This window comes from Mycobacterium marseillense, assembly GCF_010731675.1.
GTDB classification, from domain to species: Bacteria; Actinomycetota; Actinomycetes; order Mycobacteriales; family Mycobacteriaceae; genus Mycobacterium; species Mycobacterium marseillense.
This window is the reverse complement of the sequence record NZ_AP022584.1, coordinates 206873-219554: the sequence shown is the minus strand read 5'-3', so window position 1 is coordinate 219554 and position 12682 is coordinate 206873. Positions and strand designations below refer to the sequence as shown.

At 66.4% G+C, this 12682-nt stretch carries 7 protein-coding genes and 1 pseudogene; 5 read left to right on the top strand and 3 right to left on the bottom strand.

The features are described from left to right. Positions 1-137: 137 nt before the first annotated feature. Positions 138-1460, bottom strand: coding sequence for a PPE family protein, SVP subgroup (locus G6N26_RS00955; RefSeq protein WP_083016489.1), 1323 nt, complete (start codon positions 1458-1460; stop codon positions 138-140). 260 nt (positions 1461-1720) lie between these two features. After that, positions 1721-2512, bottom strand: coding sequence for an iron reductase (locus G6N26_RS00950; RefSeq protein ID WP_083016487.1), 792 nt, complete (start codon positions 2510-2512; stop codon positions 1721-1723). A gap of 103 nt (positions 2513-2615) precedes the next feature. On the opposite strand from G6N26_RS00950, the pseudogene G6N26_RS00945 reads away from it, so the two are divergent. Then, a pseudogene (locus tag G6N26_RS00945) lies at positions 2616-4257 on the top strand (diflavin oxidoreductase). Here G6N26_RS00945 and G6N26_RS00940 read toward each other — a convergent pair. Continuing rightward, the gene (locus tag G6N26_RS00940; protein ID WP_083016485.1) at positions 4251-5918 is read right to left on the bottom strand and encodes an NAD-dependent malic enzyme; all 1668 of its coding nucleotides are present in this window, start codon (positions 5916-5918) and stop codon (positions 4251-4253) included. The pseudogene G6N26_RS00945 and the gene G6N26_RS00940 sit on opposite strands and share 7 nt — an antisense overlap. A 936-nt stretch (positions 5919-6854) precedes the next feature. On the opposite strand from G6N26_RS00940, the gene G6N26_RS00935 reads away from it, so the two are divergent. Genes G6N26_RS00935 through G6N26_RS00920 form a run of 4 tightly spaced genes read left to right on the top strand, consistent with a single transcriptional unit; the run spans position 6855 to position 12516 of the window. Next, positions 6855-8246 (top strand): condensation domain-containing protein, encoded by a 1392-nt coding sequence (locus G6N26_RS00935; RefSeq protein ID WP_067166556.1) that lies wholly within the window; start codon positions 6855-6857, stop codon positions 8244-8246. 33 nt (positions 8247-8279) lie between these two features. Beyond that, positions 8280-9923, top strand: a complete 1644-nt coding sequence (locus G6N26_RS00930) for an ABC transporter permease (RefSeq protein WP_083016483.1) — start codon at positions 8280-8282, stop codon at positions 9921-9923. After that, positions 9923-11269 (top strand): condensation domain-containing protein, encoded by a 1347-nt coding sequence (locus G6N26_RS00925; protein ID WP_083016480.1) that lies wholly within the window; start codon positions 9923-9925, stop codon positions 11267-11269. The genes G6N26_RS00930 and G6N26_RS00925 overlap by 1 nt, the downstream gene beginning before the upstream one ends. Beyond that, positions 11269-12516 carry a hypothetical protein gene (locus tag G6N26_RS00920; protein ID WP_083016477.1) on the top strand — a complete coding sequence of 416 codons (1248 nt, stop codon included), beginning with the start codon at positions 11269-11271 and terminating at the stop codon, positions 12514-12516. The genes G6N26_RS00925 and G6N26_RS00920 overlap by 1 nt, the downstream gene beginning before the upstream one ends. Positions 12517-12682 lie beyond the last annotated feature (166 nt).

Sequence of the window (12682 nt, the reverse complement as noted above, 5' to 3'; positions counted from 1 at the left end):
CCTCCACATACATACAGTATGTATTAACATACACGCGGTATGTATGTGTTTCAAGCGATAATCGAAGCAGGAGTTCATCGCGTAGAGGATTAGCGCCAGCAGCGCGAACCGCCCGAGAGCCGCTGTACGCGGCTGAGCTAACGCGTGCCGAGAAGGCGTTGCTTCTGTTCGGTGAACTCGGTGTCCGTCAACGCTCCGCTGGCCCGCAGGTCGGCGAGTTTGCCCAGCACGTCGGTGATTTCACGCAGCTCGGTAGCGGCACCGGTGGACACCTCGCGCCTCAGCGCTCCGCGCCCCGGCGCGATCGCGGCGGCAACCGCCCGCCGATCACCAGCTTGGCCTTCGTCTGCCGAGCGGCGGTCCCTGGAATCTGCACCCCCGGACATCGTCATCAGCGGCGCACCGCCCAGCAGGGGCATCTGCCCGAGCAGTCCAGGACCGGGGCGACTCGCGGGAGTGGCGCTGGGTGCCTCGAGCCCGGTGAGGCGTATTTCCGGGGCGGCCGTGGACCAGCCCTGCGGCACCGACAAGCCGCCCAGAGATGACGCGCGGCCCAGTCCCGCCGACACCGTCGTCGCCGCTCCCGGTGGACGCGGCGCCCCCGGAGTTCCCACCTTGTCCGGCGCCGCGACCGTCTTCGAGCCGGCACCAGATTCGGCAAGTTCGTGTTCGGCCTCCGAAATGAAGCCCGCGGCACCCGATACACCGATCAGACCGACGCCGTCCCCCAAAAACCCGGACCCGAGCGAGACCAGGTTGTAGGGGTTCGCGAAGCTCGAAAAGTCGCTGAGGCCCGCGGACGACGACGTCAGGCTCTGTAGCGCGTTCGGCACCGCCGACATCGCGCTGCTGGTAGGCAATCCCGATTGCGCCTGTCCGGCCGAGGTGCCGGCGGCCTGGGCGACGGCGGCGCTTTGCGCGGTGAGTCCGCCTTGATTGGTCGTCTGCTCCGGCGGGGTGAAGGGTGTGACCTGCGAGGCGGCTCGCGAGGCACCGGCATAGCCATACATCGCGGCGACATCTTGGGCCCACATTTCGCCGTAGGCGACTTCGGTGGCCGCGATCGCCGGCATGTTCTGGCCCAGATAGTTGGTGGCGACCAGGGACGTCAGCTGGGAACGGTTCGCCGCGATCTCTGGTGGGGGCACGGTCATCGCGTGGGCCGATTCGTAGGCCGCCGCAGCCGCTTTGGCTTGGGCGCCGGCCTGCGTGGCCCGCTCGGCGGTGGCGTTCAGCCATGCCATTTGCGGCGCGGCCGCCGCGGCCGCCGTCGCGGCCGTCGGTCCCTGCCATGGCTCACTGGTCAGCCCCGAGATCACCGATTCGATGCTGGCCGCCGTGGCGTGTAGCTGGTTGGCCAGCTCCTCCCACGCCGTTGCCGCCGCCAGCATCGATCCCGAACCGGGGCCCGCGTACATGCGCCCGGAGTTGACCTCCGGCGGCAATACCGCGAAATCCATTCACCTTCCCTTGGGATCGTGGGGGCGTCCGTCCGACCGCCCCCGGGACACGCTCCTCCTCATACCACGTGATCCCGATTCTTAATCCTGCATGAACGAGAGCGCACAGGCCCCGCGTACCGCTGACCGGGCTCTGCCAATCATGCTGCTGCGCTGGCATTTCCACGCGCGTCGCACGGCACTGTCCTGTCCTACCGACGGACCGCTCGATAGTGTTCATGTTCACACCGCCGCGATGTTCCGGGTCGGGACTGTATCGATCAACTCGAGCCGACGTGCGCGGCGAGCAAAGGTACTGCCGTGCAGCGTGATCGGCGTACCGGTAGGCCGAATCCGACCATTGCGTCGAGAATGGCTTGGCTTCGGCGGATGATCACGTGGTCGTCCGCGGATGGCGGGCGCGGAATCTGGGCGGCGATCCCGATGATCGCCGACCCCACGATGTGCCACATCGCCGTGATCGCCAGCACGCCGCCGCTGACTACATACACGGACTCGAACAGCCGCGTCAGACTTCGGTGGGAGCGATGCGCCACCCAAATCGCCAGCGCCGCTTCATTCGGCAGGGTAAGCACCCCCTCCTGGCGCGGCCGCCATCCCGCGGCAGCGCCGCCGGACGAGGCCACGCAGGGATCGTCGGGCAACACCCGCAACGTGGGGTCCACCACGGCGGCCCAATCGATCGCACCATCCCGATCCCGGTGCAGCCAAAGATTCTCCAGGCCCACGTCCCAGGCCCTTCCTTCCAGCAACACCAAGGGCAGCATCCGCCCGATGATCTCGTGGACCAGGCTGGCCGCCAGTTGCCGCGCGGCGGCATGGTGACCGATGTTGTCCGCGGCATCGTCGAACATCGCCCGCAGCAGGGTGTCGGTCCGGCGGGAATCGAGCGGCCACCAGCGATGTCGCACGACATCGTCGAGCACGGCGATGCCATACACCAAGGGGCACGCGGGAAAGAGTCCGCGCAGGCGACGGCTGGAGTCATGCACCGGCAACTCCCGGCGGATGTCCATCCCCGATATCAGCGGATGGTGAATCGCGGCGCGCATATGGACAACCTCCCCGTATCTGATTAGGGTAGGCTACCCTAATGCGATGTCCGGGCAACGGCCAGCGCCCGACCGCAGGTTCGCGCAGACAGAGGAAGCGACCATGACCGCCCAACCGAAGTTCGCACTGATCGTGGGTTACGGCACCGACATGGGTAACGCCGAAGACGCGGCAATGTCATTCGCCGAGGCCGTCCAGGAGGCCCTCGGCATCGAATCGGAAGCCGTTGAGCTCAACCAGGTCGAAATCACCGACCTGCAATCGGCGAGCCATTTCATCGTGGTCGTCTCGACGTTCGGCGAAGGCGAGTTCCCCGACAGCGCCGCGTTGTTCTGGGAGGCGATCAGCGCTGAAAACGCCGACCGGCTCGACCATTTGAAGTTCGCCGTGCTCGCCCTCGGCGACAGCAGTTACGAACTCTTCTGCAACGCGGGCCGGCTCCTCGACGAACGCCTGGAAGCATTGGGAGCGGACAGGCTGACCACGCGGGTCGATGTCGACGGCGCCTACACGCAACTCGCGGCGGCGTGGACGACCGACCTGGTCAAGCTGCTGGCCGCCGACCACGCTCCCACGGGCCCGCGGGTCGTGACAATCGCCAAGGAGACGCTGGCCGATCCTTCCCCACCGCTCCGGGAGCGCCACCAGCCTGTTGACGCGCCAATAGTCGTGAACCGGCTGCTCAGCGCGGCGGGGTCGGAGAAGGAGGTTCGTCACTACGAGTTGGACCTCACCGGCGCCGGAATCGCCTACAGCGCGGGCGATTCAATCGCTGTGCACGTCACCAACGATCCCGCCGTGGTCGACGAAGTGCTCAGCGAACTCGGGGTGGGCCCCGACCACGCCGTGGCCGGCTACGACGAGCCGCTCGGCGTCCTGCTGGCCCAGCACCTCGATATTCGGGCACCGTCGCGGGCGCTGCAGGCGCTCGTGGCATCGCGCGCAAGGGACGCCGACGCGGTCGCCGCCCTCAGTGGCCTCGCCGCCGATGCCCCCCCTGAAGCCCGGGTCGTGGTTGTACGGCAGGGACGTGCTCGACCTGATCAGGCTGGGCGGACTGGGGGTCGACGAACTTGTGGACACCTTGCGCCCCTTGCAATTCCGCGACTATTCGATCGCGTCGAGCCCGCTGGTCAACCCCGATCGGGTGCACTTGACGGTGGCGACGGTGCGTTACACCGCCCGCAATCGCCGGTATGGCGGAGTGGCCTCGACCTTCCTGGCCGACCGCGCCGCGACGGCACGCGTGCACCTGCGACCGAATCACTCGTTTCGCCTGCCGGGCGCTGACGTCCCGATCATCATGGTCGGTCCGGGGACCGGCATCGCACCGTTCCGTGGCTTTTTGCAGGAACGCGAGGTGACCCGAGCGCCGAGCCGGGCGTGGCTGTTCTTCGGTGCGCGGAGCCGGGCCGTCGATTTCCTCTACGCGGACGAACTGCAGAGTTTCCGCGAGACGGGCGTGCTCACGCGACTCGACCTGGCGTTCTCCCGCGACGGAAACAGTGCCGCCATGAAACAATATGTGCAACACCGCATGTGGGAGAACGCCGCGGAAATCTTCGACTGGCTCGAAGAGGGCGCGCACCTGTACGTGTGCGGCGACGCCGAGCGCATGGCCAAGGACGTCGACGAGACGTTGCGCGCCCTGGTTGCCCGCGCCGGCGGGATGGAGGCCGAGGCCGCTCACGCGTATGTCAACGAGTTGATCAAGAACCACCGGTACGTGCGCGACGTCTACTGACGGCCGGTGTTCGCCGCGGTGGGATATTCCGGGCGCCAGCGCACCTCGGCGATGCGGTCGGAGATCTCCGCACCGCTGCGCATCGGGGCGACACCGTCGGCCACCGCCTGCACGGCGACGGCGTGAGCGATGCGTACGGCGACCTCGGGCACATCCGACCATGCGGGCAGTAACGGTTGGTCGGGGTCCGCCAGGGCGGGCGACGCCTCACCCAGGGTCTCCGCGGCGACGCGCATCATCTCGTCGGTGACTCGGGTCGCCTGGGCCGCGGTCAAGGCCAGGCCCATCGCCGGGAAGATGTAGACGTTATTGCATTGGGCAACAGGGCGTTCCACCCCGCCCCGGTGCAGCGGCGCGAATGGCGATCCGGTGGCGATCAGGGCACGTCCGTCGGTCCACTGGTCCAACTCCGCCGGATGCGCCTCGGCCCGGCTCGTCGGGTTGGACAACGGAAAGATGATCGGTCGGTCGGTCTTGCCCGCGAGTTCACGCACGATGGCTTCGGTGAATGCGCCCGCGGCGGTGGACAGGCCGACCAGCACACCGACATCGACATGGTGGACCACGTCGGCGAGCCGGGCGCGCCCGGACACACCCCAGCCCGCCACCCGGCTGGCCGGCTGGGCGAACCTACGCTGCGCGGCGGAGAGGTCGGTGCGATCATCGGTGAGCAGCCCGTCCACATCGACGACCCAGATGCGCTCCGAGGCAGCCTCTTCGGACAATCCCTCGTTCACCATCTGGCGCCGAATCATGTCGAGCACACCGATGCCGGCCGAACCGGCGCCGAGCATGACGACCTGTTGCTGCGACAGGGGGCGGCCCGCGACCTTGGCGGCACCGTGCAGCGCTCCGACCGTGACCGCGGCGGTCCCCTGGATGTCGTCGTTGAAGGTGAGGAGTTCGTCGCGGTAGCGGGCAAGGATCGGCAGCGCATGTGCGGTCGCGAAGTCCTCCCACTGCAGCAGCACGTCGGGCAGCTGCTTGCGCACCGCGGCGACGAACTTATCGATGAACGCGTAGTAATCGTCGTCGTCGATACGTCGGTGCCGCCATCCCAGATACCGAGGGTCATCGAGCAGTTCGCTGTTGTCGGTTCCCACATCGAGCACGATCGGCAGGGTGCGAGCGGGGTCGATACCACCAATGAGCGTGTAGAGGGACAACTTTCCGATCGGGATGCCCATGCCGCCGATGCCCTGATCGCCCAGGCCGAGGATCCGCTGTCCATCGGTCACCACGATCACGTCGACCTCACGCTGGGGCCGGTTGTTCAGCACCTCGTCAAGGCAGTCCCCCTCGGCGTAGGACACGAACAGTCCCCGCGGCCGCCGGTAGATCTCACTGAAACGCTGGCATGCCTCCCCCACTGTGGGCGTGTAGACGATCGGCAAAGCCTCGGGGATGTGGTCGAGCAGAACCCGGTAGAACAAAGTCTCATTGCGGTCCTGCAACGCCCGAAGATAGATGTGCTTGTCCAGATCATCGCGGCGAGTGGAGAATTCGTGCCAGCAATGCTCGGCTTGCTGTTCGAGCGTCTTCACCGTCGTCGGCAGCAGACCCAACAGACCGAAGCGCCGGCGCTCGTCCTCGGTGAAGGCGGTGCCCTTGGTCGTCAGGGCATCGAACAGCCTGGCCGGTCCCCGGGGCTCATCGGGCATCGTCAGCCCCCTTCTGTAGGACTCTCGCGGGAGGGAAACGACGGGTGTCGGAAGACCATCCTCGATGATCCCCGGCTGTTTGTCTGCGCGTAACCCGGAGTCAACACTGTCAAATGTCAGTGCGCTGCCAAAACCTCGCGGTCGCCTTCGAATCCACGTGCGAAGCGTTCGGTCTGCCGGTTCGCCGAGGCTGGGTTCATTGAAACTGTTGAATGCCCCAGGGAAACCGACGCGTTAATGGCCCTTGAGCGCCGCCTAATATTTGGACGAAACTGACGCGCAGTTTGCTGACAGTGTTGAGGATCCTGCCCAATCACGTGCGGGGCTTCGTATCGGCGGGAGCGTGCGACCCAGTGCCACGGCACTTTTGAGCACGGCTATCTTGTTTGCCCGTACCATCCGTGCCGGAAAGGTTCGGCTGACACTATTCCAATACGGCCATACATCACGATATGGTAACCAAAGCGCCGTTTCGGCAGGCCCAGCATCGTCTCGGGTGGCCTCGCCAAGACAGCGCTCTGTGGGTGGGAATCGACAGGTTGGGTCATCGCGCCGAGATAAATGCTTGTTCGGGCAGCAGTTCTGTGTTAACGCACGCGATTTAATGACCCCCGTCGTCGACGACCTCACACGGGCACGCGACGAGTTGTCAGAAGTTCCTGGGGAATTGCTCGGGCCCGAAAGGGGAATTCATGATTGCGCCGCAGGTGCGCCGGCGAGTCATTACTTTGCGCCACTTGACAGCATGCGGGTCACCGACCCACATCACTGTGAACTTAATCCCTCGCACGCATTGGTCGACGCATCCGTCGGTGCGGCAATTGCCGGGCCCGCGTAGCGGGGCTCGTCGAGCCCTCAACTCGTTCAGCAACTCATGGCCGGTGCCGTTAAGGTCATCCGAACTGGCGTCACCAGCTGACGGACGAAAGGTAGCGCATGTTCCTGGGAACGGTTGAGGACTGGACGGCCGAGGGCACCGTCGTATCCTGGTACCCCACCGCGACCACCTATCGACGCGCGGCCGAAGCGCAATACCATCCGGCGCCGGTGAGTTATCAGCAGTCGCAGCATCTTCGGTACTACCGGCGCCAGGTCAGCCGGGGCCGCGATATCCCACGGTTGTGCATTGGCGCCTGGGAAATCAGCGGTGTCTGCGACATCGATGCGATGACGCACGCCGTGAATATGCATTTGCGGCGACACGACACCTACCACGACCGTTTTGCCTTCGGCGACGACGACGAGGTCCTTCGCTACGTCATCGCCGAGCCGCAAGCCATCACCTTGGCGCCCACGGATCTCGGAAGAATGGGCCCACCGCAGATCCGCAAGCTACTTCTCGATACGCCCGATCCGCTGCAATGGGACTGCTTCACCTTCGGCGTCATCCAGGGTGACGACCGGTTCACGATGTATATCGCCGTAGACCATTTGCGCGCCGACGGTATGTCGGCGGGGGTGATCTTCCTCGATATCCAGACGATGTACTTCAGTGCGCTGCAGCAGGCACAGATTCCGCTGGCGCCGGCCGCCAGCCATCGCGAATACAGCGCGAATCAGCATGCGTACACCAGGAGTCTGAACGAAGAGTCGCCCGAGATCCGTTCGTGGCGAGCCTTTCTCGCGGCGAACAACGGGTCGCTGCCGAAATTCCCGCTCGAACTGGGCGAGGCGGCCGCGGATACACCGGGGGCCATCGACGTGTTCGACCTGATCGACGACGACCAGGGCCGGCGGTTCGAAGCGGCATGCCGTGCGGCCGGGGCGCGTTTCAGCGGCGGCGTGTTCGCTTGCGCCGCCTTGGCCGAGCATCGGTTGACCGGAGCCGCAACATATTTCGGTCTCACGCCGTTCGATAACCGGCGGGATCCCGCCCACGCCACCGCGGTGGGATGGTTGGCGAGTTTCGTCCCGTTGGCCATTCCGACCGCCAATGCCTCGTTCGACGAGGTCGTCAGCGCCGCCCAGGCATCGTTTGACGCGAACACGGCCCTGGGCGCCGTGCCGTACTACCACCTGCTGGAGTCGCCGGATGGATCGTCGGGCCCCATCGAGGTTCCGGACCGCCCGGTCCCGATGCTGTCCTACATCGACATTCGCAAGTTGCCGTTCGGCGACTACTTCGACGGCCTGCGCGCCGGTGTGTGGGGAGATAATCGGCTGTCGGAGACGGTGTGCATGTGGGTCAACCGCATGCACGACAAAACGCAGGTGGTGGTCGCCTACCCGGGCACCGACGTCGCCCGCAGGTCGATCTTGCGCTACGTCGAGACGATGCGCGCCGAGTTCACCCGCGTGGCCGACGCCGGGCTGGACGACGATGCCTGATGAGGTTTTAGCCCCCTCGCGGCAGGCCGCGGCATGAGTGCCCTGGTGGCACTTACCTTGCGCACAGTGTCAGGCTCCCGGCGCGATGCCGACTTACTGTTTGCGGCGCTGGCACCTGTGGGGTGTTTCCTGGGGTTCACCTTGGTGTTGGGGAGTCTGATCCATCCCGATTCGATGACCTACCCACAATATGTCCTTCCGGTGGTCATCGTGCAGGCGATGCTGTTCGGGGCGATGACCACCGCCGACCGCGCCGCACGAGACCGTCTGTCCGGCTTCGGGTCTCGGCTTCGGACTCTGCCGGTCCCCGCGGCGGTGCCGCTGGCCGCGCGGATGCTCTATTGCTTGATACGCTCGGCCGTCGCGCTCGTCGCCGCTCTCGCGGTCGGGTGGTCGTTCGGCTTCCGGATGACCGGCGGACCCGGTGACACCGGCGTGTTCGTGATCATCGTCGTGGCATTCGCGATGGCGGTGTGCCTCGGCGCCGACGCCCTCGGCTCGCGGGTCGGCTCCGTCGAATCGTCGAGCCAATTGCTGTTGCTGCCCCAACTGGTCCTGGTCCTTCTGTCCACGGGTATCGCTCCCGCGGAATCGTTTCCGGTGTGGCTGGGGCCCTTCGTCCGTCACCAGCCGGTCTCCCGGGTCACCGACACGTTGCGCGGACTCGCCGCGGGTCACGCGACAGGGCGGGAACTGGTGGTGGCAGCGGCGTGGTGCCTTGGGCTGTTGGCACTCTTCGGCGCCCTGGCGGTGCGGACGCAACGACGCGCCGACGGAGGACGATTCCGCGCGCCCCGAGCCGCCCTGATTCCATTTCAGGACGCCCGACAGGAAGATGCGTCTGCGGAGCAGCCGCGAGATTCGGTGACCACTCATGCAGCGCAGGGGATTCCGTACGCACCGTCGTTGACGTCTTTCGTCAGTCACAGCGCTTCGGAGGCGGGGCGGCTCCTGCGCCGCTGGCGGCGCGATCCGATCGTCGCGGTGCAGGCGCTGTTGTTCCCGACCTTTCTCCTCATCGTCTACAAATTGCTGATCGGCAAAGCCGTTCTGGCTGTCACGGGACACGACAGCCTGTACGGACTGGTCCCCATGTGCGCGGTGGTGGGCGCCGTGTTCGGAACACTTGGCGCCGGTTTGGCTTTGCCGGCGGAGCGGGAGTCGGGCGTGCTGACGCGGTTGTGGGTGCAGCCGGTGCATCGGGCCAGCACGGTGGCGGGCCGGCTGGTCGCCGAGGCCGCGCGTACCACCGCGTCCGCCGTCGTGCTCACCCTCTTCGGGGTCGCCCTGGGTCTGCGATTCAGCTACGGCTGGATCGCGGCGCTGGCCTTTGTGCTGCTGCCCGTGGCGATTTCGGCCGGGATGGCGACGTTGGTCATCGCGATCGCCGCCCGCGCGGACGGCAAAGCGATGGTGACCTGGCTGGGTGCGGGGTGCGTGCTACTGCTGTTCCTCAACACCGGTGTTGCGCCCGCCGCGGTGTTTCCGGGCTGGCTGCAACCGGTGGTGCGTTTTTCGCCCATATCACCGACGATCGAGGCGATGCGCGCGCTCGCGGAGGGCGGCCCGGTGCTCTCGCCGCTGTGGCAGGCGGGCCTGTGGGCCGGCGTCCTGGTCGCGGTGTTCGCACCGGCGGCCGTGCGCGGGTATCGCGCCGCGGCCGAGGCGGGGTGCTAGTGACGAGGCTGGCGCTGTTGGACCAGGCCGCGTTTCTGCGGCTACGCGCGACCGGTCAAGGCAGCACGGTGCAATGCACGTGGCTCTACGACCGCGCCGTCGACATCGACGAATTGCGGTCCTTCAGAGACAATCTCGCTGCCGGTCTGCTCGGACGCCGGATCGAGCGTTCGCCACTGCCGTTCGGACGTCATCGTTGGGTGCTCGACGGCCGCTCACCGGACATCGCGTGCGAGCCGCCACAACCGCGCCGGGAGATCGGCGCGTGGATCGAAAGACGCGCGCGGGTGCGCGTCGACCCCGAGCACGGCCCGACGTTTCACCTCGGTGTGCTGCCGTTGGACGACGGTGGGGCGGCGGTCACCCTGGTGGCGTCACACTGCGTTGTCGACGGGCTTGCGATAGCAGCGGCCATCACCGAAGCGGTCAAGGGAGAACGACGCAATCACGGCTACCCACAACCGAATTCGCGTCGCCGGTGGCGCGCGATTCGTGAGGACCTATTCGATGCCCTTCGCGCCGTGCCCGCGGTGATCAGGGCGCTTATCGCGACTCTTGCGATACTGCGCGAGGCCTCGTCGGACCGCCAGGGTCACCCGCAGAAGCGGGCCCCCCGGGCGCCCGACCGAATGAACCAGGGCCAGAACGGGTCCGGGTCGGTGACGATACAAACCAACGCCGCGGCATGGGACGCGCGTGCGCGCAGCCTGGGCGGAAGCAGCAACACGCTGTTCGTCGCCTTCGCCGCTCGCCTGGCGCACCGGATGGGCAGGGTGCTCCCCGACGGAAAGTCGGTGACGGTGGTGCTTCCGGTCAGCGATCGCACCGTCGACGACGACCGCGCCAACGCGCTGACCTCGATCACGCTCACCGTCGACGGCCGCGCGGTGGCTGACGATTTGAGCGGTGTGCGTGCAGATGTCAAAGGGCTGCTGGGCGCCCTGGCTCACGAACCCAACGAGATGCTCGCCGGGTTGCCACTCATTCCGTTCACGCCAGGATGGCTGGTCCGTCGCGCCGAAGGCATCGCGATGTCGTCCGGCCAACTGCCGGTGGGTTGCTCCAACCTTGGCAGCCTCGACGCCGCCGTCGGACGCATCGACGGTGCGGACGCGACCGAGTTCTCGATGCGCCTGGCCGAGCAGGGCATCACCCGGTCGCGCATCGAGCAAATGCGCGGTCAATTATTCTGCGGCACAGGGACGGTCAACGACAGCCGATTTCTCACTATCGTCGCGTATCGCAGTGGCGGCGGCGACGCCGTCGCGACCACACGGGAGATCGCGCATCACGCGCTGGCCGACCTGCAGTTGTCCGCCGCCACGGTCTATGAGGACGGAATGTGATGGTGGACCTCGTCCTCGAGGCCGATCAACGCGCGCACCGCCTCTACGTGGGTATCGCCGTCGCGATCGCGGCGTGGGCGGCCGTCGTGCTGTGGTTCGCCATCAAGGTCGTCCCCCTCGACGTGTACTGGATGTCGTATTACACCGCCGACTACACGCACGGCTTCGTCCGTCGTGGGCTCGCCGGTGAGCTGGTTCGGTTGGCCCCACGCCACTACTTCGGGGCCACTCTGAGCTTGCGGTGGCTGTCCACGGCGGTCTATTTGTGTGGCCTGGCAACGGTTGCCGGTGTGGTGCTCGCCAATGGCCGCCGGTCTAAACGCAGGGTGATGGTCGCGACGGTGATGCCGTTGTTGCCGTTCGGCGTTCCGTTCGCGGCCTTTTCGGCTCGGCCGGACCTGTTCGGCGGGGCTGCGCTGGCGGCGTTCAGCTCGGCGTTGGCGCTCACCCGGTCCCGGACCGTCGCGACGGCATGGTGCGCCGCCTACGGCGTCGTTATCGCGGCGTTGACGCTGGTGCATGAGGCGATCGGGCTGCAGTTCGCCTTGGGAGCATTCCTGGCCGTCATCGTCCTCGGCGCAGCGCTGGAAACCACCCAGCGCCGGGGCATGCTCCTGGCCGTGCTGCCGGGAGTCCTCACCACCGCCGTCGTGGCGGCCTTCGGTCGCCATGACATCGCCCCTCAACTGTGTGCGGCAGTGCCGCACCACCTGGTGCCCAACCCGTTCGCCACGGTCACATCACCGGCGACGCTGATTCGCTATGTGCTTGCGGGACAACCGAGTCAAACCGATTACCACGACTGGGTGTGCCGCAACGTGATGCCGAACTACGACAACGGAATCGCCGACGCCATCCGAACCGTCGGCCACATCGGCGCGCTCGGCCTCACGGTTTCGTTGATCTTCGGTGCCTGTGCCGCCGCGGTGACGCTGTGGGGCCTCAGCGAGCTTTCGGGAGTACCGCTGCGCGCGTTCGTCGAGACGCTGCGGGGGCGAACTCCCTGGGTGACCGCCGGCCTGCTGTTGGTCATCCCGGTCTTTCTGACCGGCTTCGACTGGACCCGCTGGCTGACCATCGTGGCGCTCGACCTTGCCGTCGTCTTCCTCCTTTTCGCAGCGCGCAGGCCGGAGATCGATCAGGATCCCGCACCAAAAACGTTGCGTGTGTTCATCCTTCTTGTCATCGCGTTCGCGCTGATCCCGGTCGGCGCGGTTCCGGGTTTCGGCGGGCCGCGGATGGTGTGAGGGCGCCTCCGTTTCCGGCTGTGGCGCACGTTCGATCGTGGTTTTGCTGGACTGACGCGTTGGCTGGTGATGTATCGCGGCTGGTAGAGTGCATGGCACTGTGGATTTCGGAGTTGGAATGTTTTCACGGTGGTCGGGACGACAATCTGCGTTGGCCATCGTTGCT